At 70.3% G+C, this 24,552-nt stretch carries 26 protein-coding genes; 11 read left to right on the top strand and 15 right to left on the bottom strand.

All coding sequences use genetic code 11. The features are described from left to right. Positions 1 to 45 precede the first annotated feature (45 nt). The 4 genes from LJB74_RS14155 to LJB74_RS14140 form a co-directional block, all read right to left on the bottom strand. The gene (locus LJB74_RS14155) at positions 46 to 1,035 is read right to left on the bottom strand and encodes an ABC transporter permease (RefSeq protein WP_259309146.1); all 990 of its coding nucleotides are present in this window, start codon (positions 1,033 to 1,035) and stop codon (positions 46 to 48) included. After that, a complete protein-coding gene (locus LJB74_RS14150; protein WP_259309145.1) occupies positions 1,025 to 2,554 on the bottom strand; it encodes a sugar ABC transporter ATP-binding protein in 1,530 nt (509 codons plus the stop codon). The genes LJB74_RS14155 and LJB74_RS14150 overlap by 11 nt, the downstream gene beginning before the upstream one ends. Continuing rightward, the gene (locus tag LJB74_RS14145; protein ID WP_259309144.1) at positions 2,551 to 3,561 is read right to left on the bottom strand and encodes a LacI family DNA-binding transcriptional regulator; all 1,011 of its coding nucleotides are present in this window, start codon (positions 3,559 to 3,561) and stop codon (positions 2,551 to 2,553) included. Before LJB74_RS14145 ends, LJB74_RS14150 begins: the two co-directional genes overlap by 4 nt. A 115-nt stretch (positions 3,562 to 3,676) precedes the next feature. Continuing rightward, positions 3,677 to 4,003 carry a hypothetical protein gene (locus LJB74_RS14140; protein ID WP_259309143.1) on the bottom strand — a complete coding sequence of 109 codons (327 nt, stop codon included), beginning with the start codon at positions 4,001 to 4,003 and terminating at the stop codon, positions 3,677 to 3,679. 635 nt (positions 4,004 to 4,638) lie between these two features. Between LJB74_RS14140 and LJB74_RS14135 the strand changes: the two genes are divergently transcribed. Together LJB74_RS14135 and LJB74_RS14130 are read left to right on the top strand one after the other, a co-directional pair. Further along, positions 4,639 to 5,049 (top strand): VOC family protein, encoded by a 411-nt coding sequence (locus LJB74_RS14135; RefSeq protein ID WP_259309142.1) that lies wholly within the window; start codon positions 4,639 to 4,641, stop codon positions 5,047 to 5,049. 242 nt (positions 5,050 to 5,291) lie between these two features. Then, positions 5,292 to 5,780, top strand: coding sequence for a nuclear transport factor 2 family protein (locus LJB74_RS14130; protein WP_259309141.1), 489 nt, complete (start codon positions 5,292 to 5,294; stop codon positions 5,778 to 5,780). Between the two features lie 105 nt (positions 5,781 to 5,885). On the opposite strand, the gene LJB74_RS14125 is transcribed toward LJB74_RS14130, so the two are convergent. The 3 genes from LJB74_RS14125 to LJB74_RS14115 all read right to left on the bottom strand — a co-directional run bounded on the left by LJB74_RS14125 (position 5,886) and on the right by LJB74_RS14115 (position 8,707). Further along, positions 5,886 to 6,035 carry a hypothetical protein gene (locus tag LJB74_RS14125; protein ID WP_259309140.1) on the bottom strand — a complete coding sequence of 50 codons (150 nt, stop codon included), beginning with the start codon at positions 6,033 to 6,035 and terminating at the stop codon, positions 5,886 to 5,888. Positions 6,036 to 6,131: 96 nt separating this feature from the next. Continuing rightward, positions 6,132 to 6,653 (bottom strand): DUF5317 domain-containing protein, encoded by a 522-nt coding sequence (locus tag LJB74_RS14120; protein ID WP_259309139.1) that lies wholly within the window; start codon positions 6,651 to 6,653, stop codon positions 6,132 to 6,134. 2 nt (positions 6,654 to 6,655) lie between these two features. Beyond that, a complete protein-coding gene (locus LJB74_RS14115; RefSeq protein ID WP_259309138.1) occupies positions 6,656 to 8,707 on the bottom strand; it encodes a bifunctional diguanylate cyclase/phosphodiesterase in 2,052 nt (683 codons plus the stop codon). 922 nt (positions 8,708 to 9,629) lie between these two features. On the opposite strand from LJB74_RS14115, the gene LJB74_RS14110 reads away from it, so the two are divergent. The 4 genes from LJB74_RS14110 (at position 9,630) to LJB74_RS14095 (ending at position 13,649) form a co-directional block, all read left to right on the top strand. Next, complete coding sequence (locus tag LJB74_RS14110; RefSeq protein WP_259309137.1) at positions 9,630 to 11,858, top strand: LuxR C-terminal-related transcriptional regulator; 2,229 nt, start codon at positions 9,630 to 9,632, stop codon at positions 11,856 to 11,858. Positions 11,859 to 11,986: 128 nt separating this feature from the next. Then, a complete protein-coding gene (locus tag LJB74_RS14105; protein ID WP_259309136.1) occupies positions 11,987 to 12,679 on the top strand; it encodes a hypothetical protein in 693 nt (230 codons plus the stop codon). Positions 12,680 to 12,729: 50 nt separating this feature from the next. After that, positions 12,730 to 13,362 carry a DUF2306 domain-containing protein gene (locus LJB74_RS14100; protein ID WP_259309135.1) on the top strand — a complete coding sequence of 211 codons (633 nt, stop codon included), beginning with the start codon at positions 12,730 to 12,732 and terminating at the stop codon, positions 13,360 to 13,362. Then, positions 13,359 to 13,649 carry a hypothetical protein gene (locus LJB74_RS14095; RefSeq protein WP_259309134.1) on the top strand — a complete coding sequence of 97 codons (291 nt, stop codon included), beginning with the start codon at positions 13,359 to 13,361 and terminating at the stop codon, positions 13,647 to 13,649. The genes LJB74_RS14100 and LJB74_RS14095 overlap by 4 nt, the downstream gene beginning before the upstream one ends. Positions 13,650 to 13,742: 93 nt before the next feature. Here LJB74_RS14095 and LJB74_RS14090 read toward each other — a convergent pair whose 3' ends face one another. Continuing rightward, positions 13,743 to 14,174, bottom strand: coding sequence for a VOC family protein (locus LJB74_RS14090; RefSeq protein WP_259309133.1), 432 nt, complete (start codon positions 14,172 to 14,174; stop codon positions 13,743 to 13,745). 62 nt (positions 14,175 to 14,236) lie between these two features. On the opposite strand from LJB74_RS14090, the gene LJB74_RS14085 reads away from it, so the two are divergent. Then, positions 14,237 to 15,268 carry a YafY family protein gene (locus LJB74_RS14085; protein WP_259309132.1) on the top strand — a complete coding sequence of 344 codons (1,032 nt, stop codon included), beginning with the start codon at positions 14,237 to 14,239 and terminating at the stop codon, positions 15,266 to 15,268. Between the two features lie 134 nt (positions 15,269 to 15,402). Here the strand turns inward: LJB74_RS14085 and LJB74_RS14080 are convergent, their stop codons facing one another. After that, a complete protein-coding gene (locus LJB74_RS14080) occupies positions 15,403 to 16,194 on the bottom strand; it encodes an SDR family NAD(P)-dependent oxidoreductase (protein ID WP_259309131.1) in 792 nt (263 codons plus the stop codon). A gap of 135 nt (positions 16,195 to 16,329) precedes the next feature. Here LJB74_RS14080 and LJB74_RS14075 point away from each other — a divergent pair, with 135 nt between their 5' ends. Both LJB74_RS14075 and LJB74_RS14070 read left to right on the top strand, forming a co-directional pair. Further along, positions 16,330 to 16,836 (top strand): MarR family winged helix-turn-helix transcriptional regulator, encoded by a 507-nt coding sequence (locus LJB74_RS14075; protein WP_259309130.1) that lies wholly within the window; start codon positions 16,330 to 16,332, stop codon positions 16,834 to 16,836. Beyond that, positions 16,754 to 17,263: a formylglycine-generating enzyme family protein gene (locus tag LJB74_RS14070; RefSeq protein ID WP_259309129.1), complete on the top strand. Its 510-nt coding sequence runs from the start codon at positions 16,754 to 16,756 to the stop codon at positions 17,261 to 17,263. The genes LJB74_RS14075 and LJB74_RS14070 overlap by 83 nt, the downstream gene beginning before the upstream one ends. Before the next feature lie 337 nt (positions 17,264 to 17,600). On the opposite strand, the gene LJB74_RS14065 is transcribed toward LJB74_RS14070, so the two are convergent. Genes LJB74_RS14065 through LJB74_RS14055 form a run of 3 tightly spaced genes read right to left on the bottom strand, consistent with a single transcriptional unit; the run spans position 17,601 to position 19,580 of the window. Next, on the bottom strand, positions 17,601 to 18,311 hold the full coding sequence (locus LJB74_RS14065; RefSeq protein WP_259309128.1) for a response regulator transcription factor: 711 nt from the start codon (positions 18,309 to 18,311) through the stop codon (positions 17,601 to 17,603). 10 nt (positions 18,312 to 18,321) lie between these two features. Beyond that, on the bottom strand, positions 18,322 to 18,768 hold the full coding sequence (locus tag LJB74_RS14060) for a sensor histidine kinase (RefSeq protein ID WP_259309127.1): 447 nt from the start codon (positions 18,766 to 18,768) through the stop codon (positions 18,322 to 18,324). Beyond that, positions 18,765 to 19,580: a sensor histidine kinase gene (locus LJB74_RS14055; protein ID WP_259309126.1), complete on the bottom strand. Its 816-nt coding sequence runs from the start codon at positions 19,578 to 19,580 to the stop codon at positions 18,765 to 18,767. Before LJB74_RS14055 ends, LJB74_RS14060 begins: the two co-directional genes overlap by 4 nt. A gap of 207 nt (positions 19,581 to 19,787) precedes the next feature. On the opposite strand from LJB74_RS14055, the gene LJB74_RS14050 reads away from it, so the two are divergent. Next, a complete protein-coding gene (locus LJB74_RS14050; protein WP_259309125.1) occupies positions 19,788 to 20,411 on the top strand; it encodes a D-alanyl-D-alanine carboxypeptidase family protein in 624 nt (207 codons plus the stop codon). A 194-nt stretch (positions 20,412 to 20,605) separates the two neighbouring features. Here the strand turns inward: LJB74_RS14050 and LJB74_RS14045 are convergent, their stop codons facing one another. Beyond that, positions 20,606 to 21,583: a hypothetical protein gene (locus LJB74_RS14045; RefSeq protein WP_259309124.1), complete on the bottom strand. Its 978-nt coding sequence runs from the start codon at positions 21,581 to 21,583 to the stop codon at positions 20,606 to 20,608. A 302-nt stretch (positions 21,584 to 21,885) separates the two neighbouring features. On the opposite strand from LJB74_RS14045, the gene LJB74_RS14040 reads away from it, so the two are divergent. Next, positions 21,886 to 22,332, top strand: a complete 447-nt coding sequence (locus tag LJB74_RS14040; RefSeq protein ID WP_259309123.1) for an ATP-binding protein — start codon at positions 21,886 to 21,888, stop codon at positions 22,330 to 22,332. Positions 22,333 to 22,588: 256 nt separating this feature from the next. Here LJB74_RS14040 and LJB74_RS14035 read toward each other — a convergent pair whose 3' ends face one another. Together LJB74_RS14035 and LJB74_RS14030 are read right to left on the bottom strand one after the other, a co-directional pair. Then, positions 22,589 to 23,776 carry an N-acetylglucosamine-6-phosphate deacetylase gene (locus LJB74_RS14035; protein WP_259309122.1) on the bottom strand — a complete coding sequence of 396 codons (1,188 nt, stop codon included), beginning with the start codon at positions 23,774 to 23,776 and terminating at the stop codon, positions 22,589 to 22,591. Beyond that, a complete protein-coding gene (locus LJB74_RS14030; RefSeq protein ID WP_259309121.1) occupies positions 23,776 to 24,549 on the bottom strand; it encodes a sugar isomerase domain-containing protein in 774 nt (257 codons plus the stop codon). Before LJB74_RS14030 ends, LJB74_RS14035 begins: the two co-directional genes overlap by 1 nt. Between the last annotated feature and the right edge of the window lie 3 nt (positions 24,550 to 24,552).

Here is a 24,552-nt window from a genome sequence, read left to right as displayed (position 1 = left end):
CGGTTCCCGGTGTCATGCCTGTGAGTGGTGGGGGTTCTGTGGTGGTCAGGTCCGGCGGCGGCGCAGGGTGTCGGTGAGCACCGCGAGGGCGATGACCGCACCGATGACGACCTGCTGCCAGAACGACGAGACGTTGAGAAGGTTCAGACCGTTCCGGATCACGGCCAGCACGAGCGCACCGACGAACGTGCCGAACGCCCGCCCGGTCCCGCCGGAGAGACTCGCTCCGCCGATCACCACGGCGGCGATCGCATCGAGCTCGTAGCCCGAGGCCGCCTGGGGCTGCGCCGAGACCAGGCGACCGGCCAGCACAAGTCCTGCGACGGCCGCGAACAGCCCGGAGAGCGCATAGATGATCAGCTTCTGGCGCTGCACGTTGATGCCTGACAGCCGCGCGGCCTCCTCGTTGCCGCCGATCGCGTACATGGCGCGCCCGGTGTACGTGCGGCCGAGGATGAACGAGGCGAGCGCCCCGAGGACGACCATGATCACGACGGGCATCGGCAGCCAGCCGTCGATGGTCTTGCCGAACCAGGCGACCATGGAGGGCTGCGGGAGCGGCATGCCCTGGGACACCACGAGGGTGAGACCTCGGGCGATCGACAGCATCGCCATCGTGGCGATGAACGCCGGGAGCCGGCCGAAGGCGACGAGCACCCCGGAGACCAGGCCGGCCAGGACGCCGGTGATCATCCCGAGCAGGATCGCGATCACGGGGCTCAGACCCATCGTGGTGGCGCCGTAGCCGGTCACGACGGCCGCGAGGGCGGCGACCGAGCCGACGGACAGATCGATGCCGGCCGAGACGATCACGAACGTCTGCCCGAAGGCCAGGATGGCCACCACGGCGGCCTGGATCCCGACGTTGAGCATGTTCTGCGCCGTGAAGAACACCGGGCTGAGGAGGGACATCACGACCCAGAGCAGGATCAGCGCCATCAAGGCGCCGTTCTGACCGGCGATGGTCTGCACGCGCGTGAGGACGAGTCGAGTCCGCGCGGACCTCGGGCGAGGGGCAGCAGTCTCAGTTGACACGGGTGGACTCCTCATCTGTGACGACCAGTGCCATGACGGCGTCCTGGGTAGCTTCCTGGTGGGTGAGCTCGCCGACGATGCGGCCCCGGGCCATGACGACGATGCGGTCGCACATCCCCAGGACCTCGGGCAGGTCCGAGGAGACCATCAGGACGCCTCGGCCCGAGCTCGTGAGCTTGTTGACGAGCTGGTAGATCTCGACCCGCGCGCCGACGTCGACGCCGCGGGTCGGCTCGTCGAGCAGCAGGACCGCGGGGTCGGCCGAGAGCCACTTGCCCATGACGACCTTCTGCTGGTTGCCTCCGGAGAGGTTCTTGACCATCGCCTGCGTGTTCGGCGTCCGGATCTTCAGGTCGTCGACGGTGTCGGCGGCCAGCTTGCGCAACCACCGCCGGTTGACGATGCCCCGTCTGGTGGCGCGTCCGAGCGCGACCAGGCCAAGGTTCTCGCCGACCGATGCGCTGAGGACGAGGCCCTGGGCCTTGCGGTCCTCGGGGACGAGCCCGAGACCCGCGCCGATGGCGGCATGGACGTCGTGGCGCGGCAGCGCCTTCCCGCGCACCGTGACACTGCCCGCGTCGTAGGTGTCGGCCCCGAAGACTGCGCGGAGCACCTCGGTCCGTCCCGCTCCCACCAGACCGGCGATGCCGACGACCTCACCGGCGCGGACGCTGAGCGAGATGTCGTCGAACCGACCGTGGGCCGTCAGGTGCTCGACACGCAGCAGCTCGTCGCCGGCATCGCCACGCTCGCGCGGGTACTGCTGCTCGATCGACCGCCCCACCATCATCCGGACGAGCTCGTCGGTGGAGGTGCTGGCGGGGACCGTCCCGACCGAGTTCCCGTCGCGCAGCACCGTGACCCGATCGCCGATGCGCCGGATCTCGTCGAGGTGGTGCGAGATGAAGATCAGGCCGACCCCGTGCGCCCGGAGCTCGGTCATCAGCTCGAGCAGCCGGTCCACCTCGGCATCGGTCAGTGCGGCGGTCGGCTCGTCGAGGATCAGGACGCGGGCGTCCAGGCTCAGCGCCTTGGCGATCTCGACGAGCTGTTGGCGCGCGACTCCCAGGCCGGCGACAGGGGTGCGGGGGTCGAGGTCGAGGCCGACCCGGGCCATCACGACGCGGGCCTCGGCATTCATGCGCCGCTTGTCCACGAGCCCGAACCGGCGGGGCTGACGTCCCAGCAGCACGTTCTCGGCGATGCTGAGCTGAGGGACGAGGTTGAACTCCTGGTGGATCGTGGCGATGCCGAGAGCCTCGGCGCGTGCGCTCGTCGCGATGCTCACCGGTCGACCGTCGACGACGACCTGTCCGCCGTCCGGCTGGTACACCCCGGCCAGGCACTTGATCAGGGTGGACTTGCCGGCCCCGTTCTCGCCGAGGAGCACGTGCACCTCCCCCGCGTGCAGGTCGAACGAGACCCCGCCCAGCGCGACGACGCCCGGGAACTTCTTGACCAGGCCCTCGACCCGCAGGAGCTCCGGTCCGGCGGACGGGGCGGTCGGGCTCTCGGTCATGAGTTCCTCCTCTGGGTGGACTCCCGCAGCTCCAGCCGGCAGCCGAGGTGCTCGTCCGCGACGTCCGTGCCGCCGATCCGGTCGAGGAGCATCTGCATCGCGCGCTCGCCGAGCAGTGACGTCGGCTGGGCGATGGCGGTGAGGGTGGGGCGGAGCAGCGTGAACCACGGCATGTCGTCGAAGACGGCGAGCGCGAGGTCCTCCGGGATCCTCACCGTCGAGGTCCCCTCGTGCTCGCCGATCAGCTGCAGGGCTCCGAGCGCCATCGGCCCGTTGGCGACGAACACGGCGTCGGGCGCCTCCGGCAACGCGAGCAGCGAGGCCAGGGCGTCGTGCCCGGATCCGGCCCGGAAGTCTCCGTGCACGACGAAGGCGTCCGGGAGGTCCAGACCGTGGCTCGCGAGGGCCGCACGGTACGCGACCAGGCGCTCGCGGGACGTGCCCGCGTGGTCGGGACCGCTGATGACAGCCAGGCGGCGGCGGCCCGTCCCGACGAGGTGGTCGACCAGCTCATGGATGGCGGCCGAGCCGTCTGCCATCACGATCGGCGCATGGACGTCGGCCGCCGGTCGGTCGACGAGCACGAGCGGGTGCCCCTGCTCGGCCGCCTCGCGCAGGAGCGGTGACGTCTCGACGGTCGGGACGACGATGAGCCCGTCCACCTGACGCTCGAGCAGGATCCGGACGTAGTGGTCCTGCTGGGTCGGGTCCTCGTCGGCGTTCCCGACGATCACGGAGAAGCCGGCGGCCCGTGCCGTGTCCTCGACCGCTCGGGCGAGCTCGGTGAAGAACGGGTTGAGCAGGTCGGAGACCACGAGGCCGACGGTCCGCGTACCGGTGGTGCGCAGCGAGCGCGCCACGGCGTTGGGCCGGAAGTTGAGCTCGGCTGCGGCGGCGAGCACGCGCCTGCGCAGGTCCTCGGATGCACTGGGGTGTCCGCTGAGGACTCGCGAGACAGAGGCGGTCGACACGTTCGCCGCCCGTGCCACTTCCTTGATCGTCGCCATCGACTTCCTTCCCTTCGCGCCACGTTGCGCCGCATCACGGGCGAACCCGTCATGAAATCGATTACATGTAATCGATTGCACGAGATTACTTCAGGGCAGTGGATCCGTCAAGGAGTCAACGACGCGCGACGACGGCCCCAGAGGTGCTGCGACTCTCGCTGTCGTTGGTCGCGGCGATCTTGCCGGGGCTCCGCCTCACGTTCGACCGTCCGCCGCTGTCGAACACGTAGACCAGCGTGGGCTTGTCGCTGGAGAACCCACCGGTGCCGTACGTCCCGGTGTGCAGAACGTGCCCGGCGTTCTTCAGGTCACGCTGCTGCGCGACTGCGTTCGCGTTGTCGTACAGGTGCGGGTCCGGTTGGCTGCAGGACGCAACACTCGCGGCCACAGCCAGCGAGAGTGCGACCATGCGGAGCCGTCGTCCGCCTGCCCTGCGGAACATGGGCGTGAACCTAGCATTCCGCTGTGAGCGACCTGTCCCGTTTCGTCGTACCGACGAATGCTCGTTCACAGAGCACCGCCGCACCCGGCGTCGCTGTCGCGCCCATCAGCGCCCAGCTCGTCGAGCATGGCAACAGCCGCCCTCGTCGAGAACCGCGTCCACCCCGTCCACCCGCGCGGCAGCGAGTGAGCGAAGGATCTCGAGGACTCGTCGTCGCTGACATCGGCCGTCTCGTCGGCGATCGCGGCGTGCGTCAGCGGCCGTCCAGCCGCGAGCGAGGAGGAAGGAGCCGCCCTGCTGTTCGACGACAACCTCAACCCGAAGCCGCAGTACCAGGACCTGCGGCAGGTGCTCTGGACCACCAAGGCGCCACGTCGCGCCTGATCGACGGCCACGTTCCCGGGGTGTGTCCCGACGTTCGGGACGCACCCCCTGGTCGTGCCGCGTCTCACCTCGGGCGCGGTGCCAGGTGCAGACCCGGCGATGGCCCGACTGATCAGGTCACCGCCGTCGCGGAGGACGGGGTTGCTCCACGACCGTCGCGGCCAAGAACCCGGGCGCGAATCTGTCAAGGCCTCGTCCGTCCACGTGTGCCGCCGCTTGCGGCCGGCCGTGACCGGTCGGAAGGTGTTCGGGTGGAGATCCAGCTCAGCATGATGATCCTCGAGGTCCGCGATCTTGCGGCGTCGATCGCGTTCTACCGCGTCCTGGGCCTCGACCTACCCGACCCGGAGCCCGGTCGACCCGTCGTGATCCACCGGATGGGCAGCGGCGTCAGTCTGCTGCTGACCACGTCGTTCGCGGCCACCTACGACCCGGCATGGACCCGCCCGGCCGGTGGCTACCAGCAGCTGCTCGAGTTCTATGTGGGCGATGACGCCGTCGTCGACCAGCGATGGGCCGACCTCGTGGCCGCCGGGTACCACGGCCGCATGCCACCCACGCAGACCGTGGGCCCCTACGCGGCCATGGTCGACGACCCGGACGGCAACGTCGTCCTTCTCACGTCGGACACAGCGGCCCGGGTCGACACGACGGACACGTAACGCGCGGACGGCAAGCCGGGTTGCTCCACCAGGAGCGTGCGAGGCTCGAGGCTCGCGTCGACAGCCTCGATGTTCTTCGCGTCGGCGCCCTCGACGACGGCACGACGCGACCCACGTCCTGGGCCGTCACCGAGCTCTCGTCGGCCGACGAGACGGTCATCGCGGAGCCTGTCCGCGTCGATCGCCGTCGTACAGTCGTGGGTGTTCGAACGACACCCGACGTTCTCGGTGGAGGTGGACGGATGATCCAGCTCGTGAACACGCGCTATGGCCCGCAGGCCCGCAACCGGCTCGACGAGACCGCCGCAGCCACGGCCGACGGAGCGCGCGCCGCCCTGGAGTCCTTCTACTACGCGCTCAACCAGCGCGACAGAGACGCGCTGCGGGAGGTATGGGCCATGGACCCGCTGGCCCAGCTGAACAACCCGCTGGGCGGCATCCTTCGTGGCGGCGACGCGGTCGCCGAGCTCTACGACCGCATCTTCACCGGCCCAGTGGTGGTGCAGGTGACCCTCGGCGACATCGTCGAGTACCTCGGCCCCGAGCACGCCGTCTTCGCCGGCCGTGAGACCGGCACCTACACGCGCCCAGACGGCACGGTCACGCCCCTCGAGATCCGGACCAGCCGCTACTTCCGCTATCACGACGGCCGGTGGCGCCAGTACCACCACCACGGCAGCATCGACGACCCCGAGGCGCTCGACGCCTATCGACGGAGCGTCGCCGGATAGGAACCACCGGCACGGCCGAGCGTCACATCGCTCTCGAGGGCGACGTGATCACCGGTCGTGGCCGCTCGCCGAACCCGTTCGCGATCCTTCAGGGCACGAGAGGGTTCATCGATCTCGCGGCATCCACGCCGTCTCCGCGGTCTCGACCACGTGCAGCGTCGTGCTCTGGTCGCCGTCACTGACATCCTCGACGGCAGCGACGATGACGGTCGGCCGGTCGTCCCGATATCGACGAATCGTGCCGGCGATGCTCACCGTCACCGCCGTGAACGCAGGGGAGACCCCTGTCCTGGCACCGATCTGCTGACGACTCGGGCGCGGCGGTGCGGGGCACTGTCGGCCGTGCCCCACCTAGCCCGTTCGTATGCGGCGTGTTCCGGTCCACGTCGCGATGACGACACCAAGGACGATGAGGATGTCGCCGATGCTGAAGGTGTTGGCGAGTGGTAGCGGTGCGGGCCAGGCGAAGATGTCACCGAGCCATGGAAGGACCGGGTGGGTGACGACCGCGGTGTTGGCGAATGCCAGGTGAGGGTCGATCCCGGCGGCGGCCGTCGCTGCCCTGGAAGCCGGGAGGACGCCGGAGTTGAGGGCGATCGTGATTCCGTTCGACGCGGCCCCGGCCCCGACGAGCAGCGCTCCCGGGACGTGCCGGTTCATCCACAGGAACCCGAGCGCGATCACGTAGGTCGCGACGTGCACGATCGGCGCGAGACCGTGCGGAAGCGGGATCTCGATGATCACCACCTGGACCGCAAGGGCGGCCCAGATCAACAGAGGCCAGCGCCAGCGACGCAGCAGCAAGGCGGCAGGCCACCGCAGCGCGAGGAGAGGAGAGACAACTGCGAGAGAGCAGACGGCGAGCAGCAGCATGGTCAGAGGCTCGCGATCGACGGGGCCGCGCCGGAGTGTCGCTCAGCGTCGAGTCTCCGCAGCGTCTGGTCAGGCGTCGTCGGGCGGCCGAGGTGGTAGCCCTGGCCGATGACGTGTCCGAGCTCGCGCAGAGCGGCGGTCGTCGGCTCGTCCTCGATCCCTTCGGCGACCACACGCAGACCGAGAGCAAGTGCGAGAGCGATGGTCGAGCGCACGATGATGAGATCGTGGCGGTCGGTGGCCATGTCGCTGACGAAGGACCTGTCCACCTTCAGCTCGTCGATCCGGAGACGCTTGAGGTAGCTCAGGGAGGCGTTCCCGGTGCCGTAGTCGTCGACCGCGATCCCGACCCCGAGCTCGCGCAGGGCACCGATGACCGAGTCCGCACGAGTGGGGTCCGAGAGGATGCCGGTCTCTGTGACCTCGAGAACCAGCGCGGCAGCGGGGATGTGGTGCTTCGCCAGTGCCTCGGCGATCTGGCGTGGCAGGGCGAGATCCGAGAGATGGCGCGCTGACAGGTTCACCGCCATGCGGATGTCGTGACCCGAGGTGCGCCACCGGGCGAGGTCTCCGAGAGCCGTGTCGAGAACGAATGCGGTCAGCGGTGAGATGAGGCCGGAGCTCTCGGCCAGAGGGATGAAGTCGTCGGGGCGAACCGAACCGTGCACAGGGTGCGTCCACCGGACAAGGGCCTCCACCCCGACGGTGCGGGAGTCGGACAGGTCGACCTGCGGCTGGTAGTCCACGTACAGCTCACTCGTGTCCAGGGCCACGCGCAGGTCAGCGAGCAGCTGGAGTCGCTCCAGGGTGTTGATGTCGAACTCGGGTGCGTACGTGCTGATGCGATCGCGTTCGAGCTTGGCGTGATACAGCGCGATGTCGACCCGCTTCATCAGGGCCTCGGCGTCCGCACCGTGCCACGGTGCGACGGCGACGCCGGCACTGGCCCGTACCAGCAGCTCGAGGTTCTCGATCCGGATCGGTGCGTCCAGCGCGGTGAGGAGCTCGCGCGCGACCTGCTGGCAGTCGCCCAGGCCGCCTGGGACGACGACTGCGAACTCGTCTCCGCCGAGCCGGTGCACCAACGTGTCGTCGGGCAGGGCGGAGACGAACCGGTCGGCCACGTGCCGGAGCAGCTTGTCGCCGAAGGGGTGCCCGAGAGTGTCGTTGATGTCCTTGAAGTGATCGAGGTCCAGCAGCACGAGGCCGGGGCCCTGCGACGTCGTCTTCTGGGCAGCGGCAAAGGCCCGGTCGAGCACGCGCAGGAGCCGGTCCCGGTTGCCCAGGCCGGTGAGCGAGTCGTGGGAGGCGAGGTGCGCGTGACGTGTCGCCGAAGCGGTCATCAGGTACGCGGCGACGACGGGCGCCGCGAGCAGCGCAAGAACGCTGACTCCGTCCGCCGCGACGTAGGCCGCGATGCAGCCGATGCAGATCAGCACGAGATTCGTGACGGCGTAGTGGCGGGCGTCGTCACGCAGGAGGGACAACACGGACTGGCCCGTGGCGAGTGCGACCACTCCTGCGACGAGCGTGAGGTTGATCGTGATCATCGCCATACCTGCCACCAGGAGCGGCCCGAGGTCACGAACGTGGACGGATGCCGGTCCGCCGAGGAACGGGGTGTGGGTCAGCCAGCAGTACACCGCGCGGGCGCCGAGCACGCTCAGGGTGTACTGCGCGATGTTGAACACGGACTTCCTCGCCTCACGGCGGTGGAAGATGTCGTCCATCAGGCTCGCGACGCCCTGGGCGAGCACTGCCACCCCGACGCCTGCCCCGGCAACGAGGGCAAGGATGAACGGCGCCGATGCCGAGAGAGTCCCCGCCGGTGTGTCTCCTTGAAGCAGTCGCAGGGGCTTCACCTCGCCCACGAGGGCCGCAAGCACGAGGAAGACGGTGGGTCCGATGAGGATCCGAGTGAATGAGACCGACCACGGACCGGCGAAGATGACGATGGCGATGCCGGCCGCGCCCAGGCTGGTGATCGTCGTGACGTAGACAGCAAGGGGCGACGGAGGCGCCAGGAACGGCTTCCTGGCGCCTCCGTCAGCCACGGGTGCGGCTGCTACCACTTAAAGCCGGCGCCGACGAGCGCGGCCACGGCAATGAGCGTGCCCGCGCTGGCCGTGATGCGGACAGCCGTGCTGTTCTTGAGGATGCTCCACTTGTCCATCGGACCGGTCCTTTCAGGAGGGGACGATGCTTACGGCCCGAGCCGTCCCTACCGCACCGCGGACGACCCGGATCGACCGGGACCCCAGGGGTACGCGCTTCGTCCATCGTTATGTCGGCTGGCAGGGTGCAGCCTTGAGCCATCCTCGCGCACTGCCGTACCGGCGCTGGCTCTCGTGCCGCGTGTCTCACGACCGGTCCCGGCGTGTCCTGGCAGTGGGGTTGGACGCGACGGGCTCGAGGTCTGGCCACCCGGCCACCCGGTAGCGTGGGCCGCGGCACGCTCCTCGGACGCGGTTGTACACCCTGGAACGGGGATGATGTGGCTGGTCCCCTGATTGCGACGAAGCTGTACGTCCCGACGCTGCGACGGGGTCTGGTGGAACGCCCACGGCTCCTGGAGAGTGTCCGTCGAAGTGCCGACTCCAGACTGACACTGCTGTCGGCCCCAGCCGGATTCGGCAAGACGACCCTCTTGGCCGACTGGCTGCACGAGGCACCGGGCGTGGACCGCTGCGTGGCGTGGCTCTCCCTCGACGCTGCGGACAGCGCACCCGCGACCTTCTGGACGTACGTCGTTGCCGCGCTCCAGGGCGCTCTGCCCGGCATCGGATCGGGTGCGCTGGAGCTCATCGGCTCGTCCCCCGCGGTGACCGAACCCGCACTCACCGAGCTGCTCAACGACCTTGCCGCGGCACCGAGAGAGGTGTGGCTCGTCCTCGACGACTACCACCTGGTGGACAGCCACGAGGTCGGCCGAGCGATGGCCTTCCTGGTGGAGCATCTCCCCCGAACGTGCACGTCGTGCTCAGCACCCGCGCCGACCCGGACCTGCCACTGTCTCGATGGCGGGTCCGTGGGGAGGTGGTCGAGATCCGTGCGGCCGACCTGCGGTTCACGTCCGCGGAGGCCGCTGCGTACCTCAACGACGCGACCGGGCTGCGCCTCACCGCCGCGGATGTGGAGACCCTCGAGGAGCGCACCGAGGGGTGGATCGCCGCGCTCCAGCTTGCAGCCCTGTCCATCCGGGGACGTGAGGACGTCAGCAGCTTCATCGCCCGGTTCGCCGGGACGGACCGGTACATCGTCGACTACCTCGTGGAGGAGGTCCTCGCGCACCAGAGCGAGCCTGTGCGCGAGTTCCTGCTCCGCTCCTCGGTTCTCGACCGATTCACGGGTCCGCTCTGTGACGCCGTCGTCGGTCGCGACGACGGCCGAGACGTGCTCCTGGGCCTCGAGCGGGCCAACCTCTTCCTCGTGCCCCTGGACGATCGGCGGGAGTGGTTCCGCTACCACCACCTGTTCGCCGACGTCCTGCGGGCGCGGATGCTCGCCGAGCAACCGGACCTGGTCCCGCTGCTGCACGATCGCGCCAGCCGGTGGTTCGAGAGCCACGATCGCGTCCAGGACGCGGTGCGGCACGCACTGGCCGCCCGGGACGTCGACCGTGCGGTGCACCTCATGGAGCTCGCCGCGCCGACGATCCGGCGTGACCGGCAGGACCAGGTGATGCTCGGGTGGCTGAAGCAGCTGCCCGACGACGCCGTGCGGCGCAGCCCGGTGCTCAGCGTCTTCTACGGCTACATGCTCATGGTCTCCGGGAACTCCGAGGCGGCCGAGCCATTCTTCGACGCAGCGGAACGCGCGATGGCCACGGTGGCGGAAGGGTCGGCTCCGCCCTGGGCGAGGACCGAAGAGCTGCGCACGTTGCCGGCGACCATCGCCATCTACCGCGCCTCGCTCGCGCAGGCACGGGGTGACACAGCGGGCACGGCGGAGCACGCTCGGCGCGCGCTCGCACTGGCCGGCCCCGACGACCATCTCGCGCGCGGCGGCGCGGCCGGGTTCCTCGGTCTCGCCGCGTGGGCGAGGGGGGACGTGTCGAGCGCGCTGGAGACGTTCGCTCAGGCGGTGGCGAGCCTGCACGCGGGAGGCAACCTCGTCGACGAGCTCACCAGCACCGTGGTGCTCGCCGACATGTGGCTCACGGCGGGTCGCCCGGGCACGGCACGGCGACTCTACGAACGCGCACTTCACGTGGCACAGACGCCAGGCGCGCCCGTCCTGCGGGCGATCCCTGACCTGCACGTGGGGCTCAGCGAGCTGGACTACGAAGCCGGCGACCTCGAGGGCGCCAGGCGGCGCCTCGAGACCGCCGCAGCGTTCGACGAGCACGCGTCCCTGACCGAGAGCCGCTACCGATGGTTCGTGGCGATGGGACGGGTGGCCGGGGCAGAGGGCGACCCGGAGCAGGCACTGGACTTCCTGGACCAGGCGGAGCGTGTCTACCTCCACGGCTTCTTCCCTGATGTGCGGCCCATCGCAGCGATGAGGGCCCGGGTCCTGATCACGCAGGGCGAGCTGACGCGGGCCGCCGACTGGGCGCGTGACCGCGGCGTGGCCGCCACGGACGAGGTGGGCTACCTGCGCGAGTTCGATCACCTCACCCTGGTCCGGCTGCTCCTCGCGCAGCACCGCGAACAGCCCGACCCCGACGCGCTCCGTCAGGCGGAGCACCTGTTGACGAGGCTACGTGAGGCAGCCGAGACGTCCGGTCGTGCCGGGAGTCTCGCCGAGATCACGATGCTCACCGCACTGGCACAGGACGCTCGGGGACAGCGGCAGCAGGCCCTGCGGTCGCTCGGCGACACCTGGGCGCAGATGCCCGAGCCCGACGCCTGGGCGCGGCTCTTCCTGGACGAGGGCGACCCCATGACGGCGCTGCTCCGTGACGCCGCCAGGCGGGGCCCCGCGCGGGACCACGCGCGTCGCCTGCTCGGCCTCGAGGTGTCGGGCGACGTCGGCACCCCTGGCCCTGGTCGCCCGGCGTCATCGGTGACCGAGCCGCTGAGCGAGCGGGAACGGCAGGTGCTCCGACTGCTCGAGAGTGAGCTGACCGGTCCGCAGATCGCCCGCGAGCTGTTCGTCACGCTCAACACGCTGCGCAGCCACACCAAGCGGATCTTCACCAAGCTCGACGTCACGAACCGTCGCGCGGCCGTGCGCCTCGCACGCGAACGCGGCTTGCTGTAGCCGGTCGGGAAGCGACTCTCACCAGGTCACTCACATCATGTGGTGATGCCCGGCCACCACGTCCGTCCGTAGCTTTCGAGTCATCCCGCGGCGCCTGCTGCGGACACTCACGGACCACGGAGCCGGACATGAGCATCACGAACACCACCCTGACCCGCGCGGCCGGCATCGCCGCCGTCGTCGGGGGTCTGCTGTACATCGGGGTCCAGATCAACCACCCCCACCTGGACCTCACCTTCATCTCCACGACCGAGTGGAAGGTCCGCCAGGCACTGAAGCTGCTGTTCGCGGCCCTGTCGCTCGCCGGCATCACCGGCATGTACCTGCACCAGGTGAAGCGGAGCGGAGTCCTCGGCCTGATCGGCTACCTCGTCCTCGCCACCGGCTTCGTCCTCATGTTCGCCACCGAGGCCATCGGCGTGGTCGTCCTCCCCTCCATCGCCCGCACCTCGCCCGGATACGTCACCGACGTCCTCGCCGTGGCCGTTCCCGGCGGCCACGCGACCGGCGACATCGGCCTCTTCGGGCAGCTCAGCGCGCTCGGCGGCGTCACCTACCTGGCCGGTGGCCTCGTCTTCGGCATCGCCCTGTTCCGTGCCGGCGTCCTCGCCCGATGGGCCGCAGCCCTCCTGGCGATCGCCGCCGTCGCCACCCTCGCGATCCCCCTGCTGCCACACGTCAACTTCAGGTTGTTCGCCATCCCGACCGGCGTCGCACTCGTCGGTCTCGGCTCCTCGCTGTGGAGCGAGCGGCGCGCCCCGACGGCGCGGCCGGTGCCCGACGTGGTGACCGCCCAGCTCGACACGGCCGGCGCCGCGTGACCGTCCACCCGGCGGCTCGCCTCACCCGGTCGACCAGGTCGACCGGGTGGGTGCCCGTCGCGCTGGTCGGCCTCGTGCTGATCCCCGCCATCGCCGGCTCTCTGCGCCTGGTCGAGCTGGCCGGCGGCCCGCTCCTGCTGCCGGCGAACCCGCGCATGACCGCCTCGCCCGCGCCCGTGGTCGCCCATATCACCAGCGCGATCGCCTACGCCGTTCTCGGCGCCCTCCAGCTCTCCGCCTCTCTCCGACGCCGCCATCCTGTCTGGCACCGCGCCGCCGGGCGCGTCGTGCTGGTTCTGGGCATGGCAGTCGCGCTCTCGGCGCTGTGGATGACGCTGTTCTACGCCCGCCAACCCGGTACCGGCGAGCTGGCCTTCCTGTTCCGGCTCGCGTTCGGGTCAGGCATGGCCGCCAGCATCACTCTCGGCTTCGCCGCGATCCGCCGTGGTGACGTCGCCCGCCACCAGGCGTGGATGACCCGCGCCTACGCGCTCGCCCTGGGCGCCGGCACCCAGACGTTCAGCCTGGGTGTCGGGCACGCGGCCTTCGGCACCGGTGCACTGACCACCGACCTGTCCCTGGGGGTGGGCTGGGCCGTCAACCTCGCGGTCGCCGAGTACGTCATCCGTCGGCGCCACAACGGACGAACCCCCAGAGTGACCTCGAAGGTCGGGACCTCATGACCCAGGCTCCCCGACGACAGGCGCCGACCGTCTACCGGATTCGGGTCGCCGGGCACCTCGACCAGCACTGGTCGGCCTGGTTCGGAGACCTTCGACTGACCCGTCACGACGACGGGACGACGGAGCTGACCGGCGTCATCTCGGACCAGGCCCAGCTTCACGGGCTGCTCACCAAGATCCGAGACCTGGGCGTGGCCCTGATCTCCGTGGCCGTCATCGGCCCTCCCCACGGCATCGACCATCGGCCCGGCCCGCTCGACACCGACGCGGTCGTCGACGAGGACTGAACCGTCACGGGTTCGGTGCCCTCCGAGCAGGACGGCCAAGGTTCGACAGCCCCTGACCGGCACCCACAGCCCGCACGGGCAGATCCGGGGCGTTCACCGTCCGAACTTCGCTCTGGCCTCGGGTGTCACCGGGGTGAAGAAGTTGACGAGGTTGCCGTCGGGGTCACGGAGCACCAGTGACCGGTTGCCCCACGGCATCGTCGTCGGGGTGATCACGACCTCGGTCGTCGTCTGCCTGATCCGCTCGTACTCGGCGTCGACGTCGTCGACCAGGAACTCGATGATCGCGCTGTGGTTGTCCGCGGCCCGTGCGGCGTCGTGCCCGAACAGCGCGACCGTGCACGTGCTGCCGATGGCCAACCTGCCCGCCGGCGTCTCCAGCTCGGCGAAGTCGGGCGTGGACCAGCGGACGGGCATGCCGCTGACCCTCTCGTAGAAGTCGACCAGGCGAGCGACGTCGTCGGTGATGAGACGGACCGACACCAGGCTGTGCTGACGTCGAGATGAAGAGATGGGAGTCGTCATGGCAAGGACGGTAGGACAGATACCGGACAGTCTCCGCCCGGTATCTGAGAGATACTTCTGCGATGACGAGACCCACGGCCCGAGTGCTCGCCCTGCTCGAGATCCTGCAGGCCGGCGGCACCCGCACCGTCGGTGACCTCGCCGCACAGCTCGGCGTCGACGAGCGCACCGTCCGTCGCTACGTCGTCCACCTGGCCGACCTCGATGTCCCGGTGGAATCGGTGCGAGGTCGCTACGGCGGATACCGGCTGGCGCCCGGGTACCGGATGCCTCCCCTCATGCTCACCGATGACGAGGCTCTCGCCGTGCTCTGGGCGCTGGCCGCCGGACGCCGGGCGGGCGTGGTGACGACACCCGTCGCCGCGGTCGAGAGCGCCGCGGCCAAGGTGCGCCGCGTGCTGCCCGTGACGCTCGGACGTCGTCTGGACGCGCTGCTGACGACCGCCGAGTTCACCGTTCCCGGCCGACCCGTGATCGAGCTGGAGACGACCGTCCTGCTCGCCCTCGCCGAAGCCGTCCGTGACCGACGGCCGGTCGCCATCAGCTACACCTCGCCGAACAAGGGCCGCAGCGAACGGACCGTGCACCCGTACGGCATCGTCGCCCACTCCGGACGCTGGTATGTCACGGGCGCAGACTCCGCGAGCGGCGAGACGCGCACCTTCCGCCTGGACCGCATCGTGACTGTCGAGCTGCTGGCCGGCAGCTTCGACCATCCCGACGGGTTCGACCCCGCCGACCGCGTGCTGACCGGGCTCGCCGAGGCGCCTCACCGACACACGGTCTCGCTTCGGGTCCAGGCCACGCCCATGCAGGTCCGGTCCCAGCTCCCCGCAGGGCTCGCCACCGTGCACGAGATCGCGCACCTCGACGGCTGGGTCCGGGTGCAGCTGCACGCCGAGCGATTGGACTGGCTGCCCGCCGTGCTCGCGGGACTGGGCTTCCCATTCACCATCGAGCACCCCGACGCACTTCGCGGTCTGGTTCGGTCACTCGCCGAACGACTCGCCTCCGCTGCCGACACCGACACCGACACGATTCACACCGGCGAGCTGCCCGCCGACACCGGGAAAGCCGATCGCGACCCCGCCTGACGCCTACGGAGCCAGAGCACGCGCTCCGCGTCGCCGACACCCGGGCACGCCGACGGGCGCGCGTTGGCCTGCCAGCCGGCGACTACGCGCTCTTCGAAGCTGTCGGCCGACTCGTCGCCCCCGCGAGGGGAACCTCAGATCGTTGCTGTGAGGACTCCGCCGTCAGCACGAAGGGCCGCGCCGTTGGTCGCGGACGAGAGGGGACTGGCCAGGTAGAGCGCGAGGTTGGCGATCTCAGCGGGCTCGATGAACCGCTGCAGGAGAGACGTCTGGTTTCCGGCGATGATGGCCGCCTTCAGCTCCTCCGCCGGCAGCGCCTGCGCCTGCGCGATCTGGCTGACGGCCCGCGCGACGCCGTCGGAGTAGGTCGGCCCACCCAGGATCGTGTTGACCGTCACCTCGGTACCGCGGGTGAGCTTCGCGAGCCCGTTGCTCAGGGCGAGCATCGCGGCCTTGGTCAGGCCGTAGTGGACCATGTCAGCAGGGATGTTCACGCCCGACTCGCTGCCGATGAAGATGAGCCGCCCCCATCCCTTGGCGAGCATGTGAGGCAGCGCGTGTCGCGAGAGTCGGACGCCGCTCATGACGTTGACGTCGACGTAGCGCTGCCAGTCGTCGTCGGAGATCTGCGCGAAGGGCGTGACCTCGAACAGACCGACGTTGTTCACCAGGATGTCGACCTCACCCATGGAGTCCAGGAGGTGGCGCACCTGCTCGGGGTCCTCGAAGTCGGCGGGGACGCCCGACACGACGGCCCCTGGGACTGCGGCCTTCAGGCGGTCGACGGCGGCCCGGAGCCGGCCCTCGTCGCGCCCGTTGATGACCACCGACACCCCCTCACCCACGAGGGCCTCGGCGATCGCGAAGCCGATTCCCTGCGTCGAACCGCTCACGAAGGCGGTCTTGCCCGACAGTTGCAGATCCATGTCTCCCCGTCACTGCTCCAGATGGTGTCACTCGGCGGCAATCACTTGCCCAGTCAAGTGAAACGTAGGTGTCTTCACTTGCCCAGTCAAGTCACTTCGGTGACGTCGGGCCCCGGGTTCACGTACTCTGCTGCCATGTCAGACCCCGAGGACTCCGCAGGGCTCAGCGGCGAGGACCTCCAGACCTGGGCCGCTCTGGCCACCGTCCTGGAGTGGCTACCCGCAGCCCTCGACACCCAGCTGGGGCGCGACGCCGATCTGACCCACTTCGAGTACGGAGTCCTGTACGCGCTCGCCAGCGCTCCCGACCAGACGCTCCGCATGAGCGTCCTGGCCGGCTACGCCAACAGCTCACTGTCGCGACTGTCCCGCGCGGCGTCGCGACTCGAGTCGAAGGCGTGGGTGCGACGCGTCCCCGACCCCACCGACGGGCGATACACCCTGGCCATCCTCACCGATCTGGGACAGCGGAAGGTCGACCAGGCCACCCCGGGCCACGAGCGCACCGTGCACCGGTTGGTCCTCGACCCGCTGACACAACCTCAGACCCGGCAGCTGCGTGAGATCAGTCGGCGAATCATGCGGGCGATCAGGGACGAGGAAGGATGGCAACCACCCCCGCGCGCCACACGCTCGACCTGACCACGCTCGCTCATTCCCCTGCACCTCACCGGTCGGAAGCTTCCCGACAGGCGCGTCACCTTACGGCGCACTCGACATGGCGGGGAACGTCTTCCACTGGTGCGAGGACTGGTGGGACGACGCCGGCTCTCCACGTTCGGCCAGGGGCGACTTCACGCCTCCCCAGGACGGCTCGTGGAGGGTCGACCGCGGTAGTAGCTGGGGCAACCCCGGGGTGTGCGGCGAAGGCCCGGATGCCGTCCTCGGCGTAGCGGCGGTCGAGCTCGACGGTGAACAGAGTGTTCGCCCGCTTGGACTGCGCATACGCCGCCGCAGGGTGGTACCCGGTCGCGAAGTCGAGGTCGGCCCAGCGGATCTCGCCGAACCGGGCGGCGCCAGAGGTCACGTTGACGACGCGCGCGGGCGTCGAGGCGCGGCTCGGGCCTGAACAGCACCGCCGCGTTGTTGACCAGCACGTGCAACGGGCGTCCGGACGCGATCCACGATGGCCTGCTGACCTGGCTCGGCGCCGGTGAACTGGTGGGACCCGCACAAGAAGACCACATCGTCTCCGTCGTCACCGTCACGGAACACAAGGTCGCGCACTGGCGCGACCACCTCGACCCGATCGCGGTCGTCGATGCCAGAAGGCCCGGGCGAGTGCCTTGCCACCCCTCGGTGCCGCCGGCGTGCGAGCAAGGGCACCCGCGCGTGGGGACGATGCGCCGGCCCGACGCGATCGTCCGAACGGAGCCTGACGTTCCGCCGGGTGGCCGGACCGTCTCTCAGGCCTCTTCCCGCGGCACCACGAGCCCCGACTCGTAGGCGAGCACCACCAGCTGCGCGCGCGCCGTGCACCCGAGCTTGCGCAGCAACGTGTGCACGTGAGCCTTGACCGTCGTGGTCGACACCCCCAGCTCGGTCGCGATGTCGACGTTGGCGCCCCCACGTGCCACGGCGAGCAGCACCTCGAGCTCGCGCGGGGTCAACGTGCCGACGGCGGCGGGGACCTGCTCGCTCCCGCGCTGCCCGCGCCCCCAGCTGCGCCACTGCCCCAGCACGAGCGCCGTGACTGCCGGGTCGAGCAGGCTGCCTCCTGCGTGGACGCGGTGCACGGCGGCGATGAGCGTCGCCGGGTCGGTGTCCTTGAGCAGGAACGCATCCGCTCCCGCGCGCAGCGCACCTGTGACGTACTCCTCGTCGTCGAAGGTGGTCAAGGCGACGACCCGCACCCCTTCGAGCTCTGGATCCGCGCGGATGAGTCGGGTCGCCTCGACCCCGTCGATCCCTGGCATGCGGATGTCCATGAGCACCACGTCCGGCCGCACACGGCGCGCAAGGTCCACCGCTGCGGCACCGTCGCCCACCTCGCCCACCGTCTCGGTGTCCGGCTCGTGGTCGACGATCATGCGCAGGCCCAGTCGGATCATCGGCTGGTCGTCCGCGATCAGCACGCGCACGGCGGTGGGCGCACCGGTCGGCGGCAGTTCCGTCATCGGGGTCCCCTCATGCATCGGCGTACGGCACCTTCATCATCACGACCCACTCCCCGTTGTCGGCACGACCCGCGGTGACCGTGCCGCCGCACGCCGCGGCGCGCTCGCGCATGTGCAGCAGACCGTGCCGCTGTCGGACCTCGCCGGTCTCCTGCCGCGCCGGCCCGGGGTCCCGCACCTGCAGCACCAGGCTCCCCGGGAGCGCCGAGAGTCGGAGGTCGGCGCCGCTGGCACCCGAGTGCACCAGCACGTTCGTCAGCGCCTCCTGCGCGACACGCACCACCGCCAGCCCGACGGCCGACGAGCAGTCCGGCATCACCGCAGGCAGCTCGGCGTTGACCTCCAGCCCCGCTCCGCGCACCCGCTCGACGACACCCGCCAGGTCGGCAAGACCCGGCTGCGGCGCCATCGGGGTCGTCTGGTCCGCAAGCAGGCGGACAAGACCGGCGGGGGTCATGTCGACCTCACCGGCGTGATCGTCCCGCAGCACCCGCACCACCGAACGCATCGAGTCGAGAGCCTCACGACCGGCCGGCGCGATCCACCGCACGGCGTCGCGTACGCCTCGGGGTCGGTGTCACCGACGTGGTCCGCCGCCTGCGCGCGCACCACGATCGCGCTCACGTGGTGTGCGACGACATCATGCAGCTCGCGGGCGATCCGGGTGCGCTCGAAGCGCACGGCCTCCCGCGCCCGCAGGTCCTGCAGCGCCTCGAGCTCGAGGTTGCGCTGGGCGAGGGACGCGCTGGTCGCCGCGAGCCGCTGGAACAGGGTGCCGAGCACCGTCGCCGCGCTCGCCAGGGTGGCGAGCAGCAACGCGTGGGACGGGTGGGTGCTGACGGCGAGCACATCCCCGTCCTGCAGGAGGACGGAGAAACCGCCCAGCCCCGCCTCGAGCACGACGATCGACCCCACCGAGACCGGGCCGGCCAGCCAGACGGGGACTGCGGCAGCCCTCGTCACAGCGAACGACGCGACGAGCAGAGGCAGGACATGGAAGTCGGACTGCAGGCCGCTGCCCTGCACGAGCCCGAGGTATGTGACCGGGTAGACGACGGACGTCGCCCAGAACGCCACTCCTGGCGCGAGCCTGCGGAATGTCAACGTCATCACGAGCCAGACCCCGGCCCACCAGTACGACGTGATCCACAGCGGGTGCCAGTAGTCCCAGCCGGAGGCCACCGACACGGTGAGGAACCACAGTGCACCGACGGCGACAGCGACGGCGACGTCCTGCCGTACGGACCGGGAGTCAGCAGACGTCGCCACACGGCGAGGCTACGCCGCGCCCCGCAGCCCCCGCGGCCGTCGCCGGCATGGTCCCTGCCCGCATCACGCCCACCCCAGGGTGGGGCCCGTGCGCCCCGATCTCCACCTGCGGATCACCGGCGGGGGTCCACAAGGTGGCCCGCCGCAGAGGCTCGATGGGCCCACCGGGCGACGCGGCTGGTACCCCGCTCCCGCGACGCTGTCGGTATGACGACGTACATCAACGGCTCACGCGCCTCACAGGTTCGACGGCGCCGGCGCTCAGCTGCCGGATTCGCGCTGCTGGCCGTGCTGGCCGGGGGTGTCGGGTACTTCCTGTGGGGACCCGACACGGCAGCAGCCCGGGGCGCAGTGAACGGCCTGGCGACCGCGGGAGTGCCCGTCTCTGCTGCGGCGCCGCCGTCCGCACGCCCGCAGCCGCCGGTCGAGGACCCGACGCACCAGCAGGAGACCGCCACCCGGCTCGACGCGGAGCTCGCGCGCCGGTTCGCGGCAGCGCAGCGAGCCGCTGCGGCCGACGGCGTCGAGCTGACCCTCACATCGGGGTGGCGGTCCGCCGCGGAGCAGCAGGTCCTGGTCGACCAGTCGATCGCCCACTACGGATCGGTCACCGAGGCACACCGCTGGGCGCTGCCACCGGAGACGTCCGAGCACGTGAAGGGGCTCGCGATCGACGTGGGCCCGACCGCAGGAGCGCTCTGGCTCGGTACGCACGCACGGGAGTTCGGGCTGTGCCGCACCTACGCGAACGAGATGTGGCACTTCGAGAAGCTCGCGGACGGCGCCTCGGACTGCCCGGACCTGCACCCGGACGCCTCCTGGGGGTGGTGAGACCCGCGCACGCGCACCATGCACCTGCCGACCTCCGAGGTCCGCGCCCCGGACAGCGCGCACGGCCACCGGTTCCCTGGTCCGGTCTCGCCGACCACCGCACGACGACCTTCCACGTCGCGGTCACCACGGCGAAGCAGGACGGGCACTGTACGGGGCCTCCGGCGAGGCCTGATCGACGCCGGCGGACTGCGTCAACACGTGCGCGGTGCGAGTTCCGACCGCCGCACGAGAACCCCGCGCCCGACGAGCCCGACGACCGCTACGGCCACCGCGAGGGCCAGCGGCTCTCGTACCAGCGTGGCGTCCGTGGCGTACTGCCGGAAGATGCCCACGCCGTAGTCGAGCATTCCCGCCAGGTCACGCGCGAGGATGCGCGAGCCGAGCGCATTCCCGACCGCTGCTGTGAGGGGCGGAGCCAGCCAGACCAGCGCGAGACTCGCCATCGCCGACACGGCCCTGCCGACCGTCCGCACGCCGGCCCAGGCGATCGCCACCCCGACGAGGATCGGCAAGGCGTAGGTGAACGCGCGGAGGAGCCACATCGGGGCCGACGTGGAGCCGGTCGGGTCGATGAAGGCGATCGGCAGCCACAGCCCGGTGGCGATCGCGCCGATCGCCAGGCCGACCAGCGCTCCGGCACGCGGAGCCAGCGCGATGAGGGCGAACGCGCCGACACTGACAAGGAGGCAGCAGGCGAGCCCGCCACCGATCCCCGCGAGGTACACCGCCGAGTCCCGCCCGCCCCGCAGGCCCGTGCCCACGGCCGTGACGGTCTGCACGGCAGCGAACAGCTGTACGGCGAGGAGCCCACTGCCCACCCGCAGCGCCGACCCCCGACCATCGCCGCGAGAGACCAGCACGCGCGCCGCGACGCCCGCGAGCGCCCCGCCCACGACGAGCAACGCGAAGATCGACGTCACCTTGTACTGGCTGAAGGGGAGCAGCACGACGGGCGCATCGACCGGGATCCCGCCCTCCCAGAGGTTCTGCAAGGGCAGGCGCGCGCCGGCGATGAGCCAAGGCGCCAGCCCGACCACTGCCGCGACCGCGCCCACCAGGACCTCAGCCCAGGACGGGGCGGACCGACCGCTGCTCACCGGCTGTGTGATGCCCAAGGCGCCGTCCGGCACACGCCCCTGAGCGGGTGCCTCGTTCACGAATTCGTCCATCGGTCTTCTTGCCGATTCCCCCCTCGGCGCGCTGCGTGCGCCGTCGACCCGGCCAGACTAGTCGTCGGACGCGACGGCAAGGTGGGACTCGACGTCCCGTTCGAACCAGCACGACGAGGTCGTGACACCCCACGTCGCCTGCAGTGACGCGGTGCGCGTGCTCGTCCGCGGAGCCCGGAATGACGCGCCAGCAGCGGGTTCCGCGACGACACGGGACCCATCGCGCACTGACCGGTATGGCGTTGTGTGGTCACTGCGATGCGGAAGGTGACAACGGTCGGGGCGCCGGTGATCCTGGTGAGATGACTCAGGAGGACCGTCGCCCGGAGGTGGTCCTGCTGTGCGGGGTGGCCGGATCGGGGAAGACCACGTACTCCCGGGCGCTCGCGGCGCAGGGCTACGTCCGGCTCTCGGTCGACGAGGAGATCTGGGAACGCTTCGGCCGGTTCGGCATCGACTACGACTCCTCCACCTACGAGACCCACAGCGCGGACGCGACCCGGTCCCTCGACGAACGCCTGACCGAACTCGTGGCACAAGGCCACGATGTCGTCCTCGACTCGAGCCTGTGGCAACGCGCACGACGTGACGAGTGCAAGCACCTGGTCGAGCACGCCGGCGGCCGCTGGCGACTGGTCTACCTCACGGCGGACGAAGCCGTCCTGCGAGAACGGCTGTCCTACGGGCAGGGCGCCTCGACGCCAACGCCGCCTTCCCCCTCACCGACGAGCTCCTCACCCACTTCCTGACCTCGTTCGTGGTGCCCTCGGGCGAGAGAGAAGAGCTCGTCGTCGTTGCGGGGGGCAGGTGAGGCGCCGATGCGCACGCTGCACCGGCCGTGACAGCCCGACCTCATGCGGGGAGTCACTCTCGTGCGCGACCGGAACGATCTGTTCTCATCACCTCACCCACGAGGTCACCCATCGGCGCGCCCATGCTGCGCCCAGCCGTCACGAGCCGTGGGCGGCCGCACTCCAGCAGAGCTCGCCGCCGCGTATCGGGTAGTCAACGGGTCGAGAGGGTTCGATCCCCGGATGCTTCATGAGCGAGGCGTCCCGCGCAGAACGTGCGTCGGACGACGAGTGCGTCGTCGAGGACGACGACATCAGCTGTAGCGCCCACCGCGAGACGACCGAGGTCCGGGCGCGAGATGAGCGTGGCCGGCACGCTCGTCGCAGCGGCGAGTGCGCGGTCTGCACCCCACCGCAACGCCGCTGTGCGGACTGCGGTGTCCATCGTCGCGACGCTGCCGGCGAGTCGACCGTCAGCCGTCGTGGCCTTGCCACCGGCGACCGTCACCTCGATGGGTCCGTAGCGGTAGGTTCCGTCGCCGAGTCCCGACGCGACGATGCTGTCGGTGATCAGGCCGATGCGCCCAGGTGCCGCCTGCTGGAGCAGTGTCAGGACGACGGGGTCGAGGTGGATCCCGTCGGCGATGACCATGAGCACGACGTCGGGCCGGGTGAGCGCCACGCCCAGTGGTCCGGGGTCCCGCGCGACGAGCGGGCGGTGGGCGTTCATCGCGTGGGTGAGCGCGGACGCTCCACGGTCGAACGCCGCGGCAGCCTCGGCGCCGGTCGCGTCGCAGTGGCCGAGGCTGACCATCACACCTGCGTCGGTCAGAGCCATGATCGCCTCTGCGCTGCCGCTTAGCTCGGGTGCCAGCGTCACCGCGACGAGCGCGCCGGTGGCCAGCCAACGTTCGACCAGATCGGGTCGCGCCTGGAGCAGGTGCTCGACGGCGTGGGCGCCTGGGTACCTCGGGGAGAGGAAGGGGCCCTCGAGGTGTGCCCCGAGAAGAGTGGCTCCGGCTCGGGCGTCCGGACGACTCTGGGTCTGGCGAATGGTCGCGATACGAGCCAGTCCCCGGTCGACGTCCGCGACCGGGGCGCTGATGAGCGTGAGGGCGAAGGCCGTGACGCCGGTCGCGGGAAGGACCTGCCGAAGCCCGGCGACGGCGTCGTCATCCGAGGACAGGGCGTCGACCCCCCGGTAGCCATTGACCTGGAGGTCCACGAAGCCGGGGGCCGCGATCCCGGCCCGTCCGGGCGGTAGCCCGACTGCGGTGATGACGTCGCCGGAGATCTCGATGTCACCTGGACGCAGGGTGTGGCCGTCGAACCACTGGGCGACGCCGAGGCGTCGCGGACGGACATCGAGCCCGTCCGCGACACCTGGGAGAGGGGGAAGCATCAGTTCTGGAACTTGCGACCGCGCGCCGCGTGCAGGTAGCGCTCGTGCTCGGCGAAGACCTCGTCATTCGACGAGAGCGTCGCACCGGGAACGGTGGGCGAGACGAACGTCTCGACGGTGATTCCTCGCCCTGCCAGCACCGCTCCGGTCCGGCAGATGATCTCGTGCGAGACGACGGCGGCGATCACGGTGGAGGAACCGCCGAGAGGACGGTCCCATCCCTCGACCGGCACGATCGCGTCCTCGACCGGGGAGCCCGTGTCGATCATGACGTCGGCGATGTCGGCGAGTCGCTTGCCGCTGGAGTGCGACACGGGCCTCGACAGGCTCGAGCCCGCGCTGACGGCAACGACGAACAGGCCGCGCGCCTTGGCGTAGAGGGCTGCGTCGATGCCGACGGCGTTCAGCCCGCTGTGCGAGTAGATGACGATCACGTCACCTGCCGCGAGCGGCTCGTGGTCGAGGAACTTGTCGATGTAGTTCTCCGTGCGCTCGAGCCACAGCAGCTCCCTGACACCACCGGGGCCGAGCACGTTGTGCCACATCAGGCGTGGGTCGTTGAGCGGGTTCAGACCGACGAAGCTTCCGTAGCGCGGGAAGGCCTCGAGCGTCGGGATGACGGAGTGTCCACTCCCGAAGAGGTGGACCAGGCCCTTGCGCTCGAGGGTGTCGGCACACTGGTGGGCCACCCGGTCCAGGGCCTCGTCCTGGGACGTCGACATCTGCTCCAGCAGGGCGATCAGGCGGGTGGTGTACTCGGAACGCGTGGTCATGAC

The organism is Cellulomonas sp. P24 (assembly GCF_024704385.1).
GTDB lineage: Bacteria > Actinomycetota > Actinomycetes > Actinomycetales > Cellulomonadaceae > JAJDFX01.
Note: the sequence above shows the minus strand (reverse complement) of the source record. Positions and strands in the feature narration are given on the sequence as shown.

Excerpts from the sequence above, each read along its gene's own strand:
- LJB74_RS14120 (WP_259309139.1), bottom strand. The coding sequence starts at position 6,653 with ATGCTGCTGCTCGCCGTCTGCTCTCTCGCAGTTGTCTCTCCTCTCCTC.
- LJB74_RS14145 (WP_259309144.1), bottom strand. The coding sequence starts at position 3,561 with ATGGCGACGATCAAGGAAGTGGCACGGGCGGCGAACGTGTCGACCGCC.
- LJB74_RS14150 (WP_259309145.1), bottom strand. The coding sequence starts at position 2,554 with ATGACCGAGAGCCCGACCGCCCCGTCCGCCGGACCGGAGCTCCTGCGG.
- LJB74_RS14105 (WP_259309136.1), top strand. The coding sequence starts at position 11,987 with ATGAGCATCACGAACACCACCCTGACCCGCGCGGCCGGCATCGCCGCC.
- LJB74_RS14140 (WP_259309143.1), bottom strand. The coding sequence starts at position 4,003 with ATGTTCCGCAGGGCAGGCGGACGACGGCTCCGCATGGTCGCACTCTCG.
- LJB74_RS14085 (WP_259309132.1), top strand. The coding sequence starts at position 14,237 with ATGACGAGACCCACGGCCCGAGTGCTCGCCCTGCTCGAGATCCTGCAG.
- LJB74_RS14050 (WP_259309125.1), top strand. The coding sequence starts at position 19,788 with ATGACGACGTACATCAACGGCTCACGCGCCTCACAGGTTCGACGGCGC.
- LJB74_RS14060 (WP_259309127.1), bottom strand. The coding sequence starts at position 18,768 with ATGACCCCCGCCGGTCTTGTCCGCCTGCTTGCGGACCAGACGACCCCG.
- LJB74_RS14045 (WP_259309124.1), bottom strand. The coding sequence starts at position 21,583 with ATGGACGAATTCGTGAACGAGGCACCCGCTCAGGGGCGTGTGCCGGAC.
- LJB74_RS14035 (WP_259309122.1), bottom strand. The coding sequence starts at position 23,776 with ATGCTTCCCCCTCTCCCAGGTGTCGCGGACGGGCTCGATGTCCGTCCG.
- LJB74_RS14090 (WP_259309133.1), bottom strand. The coding sequence starts at position 14,174 with ATGACGACTCCCATCTCTTCATCTCGACGTCAGCACAGCCTGGTGTCG.
- LJB74_RS14030 (WP_259309121.1), bottom strand. The coding sequence starts at position 24,549 with ATGACCACGCGTTCCGAGTACACCACCCGCCTGATCGCCCTGCTGGAG.
- LJB74_RS14130 (WP_259309141.1), top strand. The coding sequence starts at position 5,292 with ATGATCCAGCTCGTGAACACGCGCTATGGCCCGCAGGCCCGCAACCGG.
- LJB74_RS14075 (WP_259309130.1), top strand. The coding sequence starts at position 16,330 with ATGTCAGACCCCGAGGACTCCGCAGGGCTCAGCGGCGAGGACCTCCAG.
- LJB74_RS14080 (WP_259309131.1), bottom strand. The coding sequence starts at position 16,194 with ATGGATCTGCAACTGTCGGGCAAGACCGCCTTCGTGAGCGGTTCGACG.
- LJB74_RS14065 (WP_259309128.1), bottom strand. The coding sequence starts at position 18,311 with ATGACGGAACTGCCGCCGACCGGTGCGCCCACCGCCGTGCGCGTGCTG.
- LJB74_RS14040 (WP_259309123.1), top strand. The coding sequence starts at position 21,886 with ATGACTCAGGAGGACCGTCGCCCGGAGGTGGTCCTGCTGTGCGGGGTG.
- LJB74_RS14095 (WP_259309134.1), top strand. The coding sequence starts at position 13,359 with ATGACCCAGGCTCCCCGACGACAGGCGCCGACCGTCTACCGGATTCGG.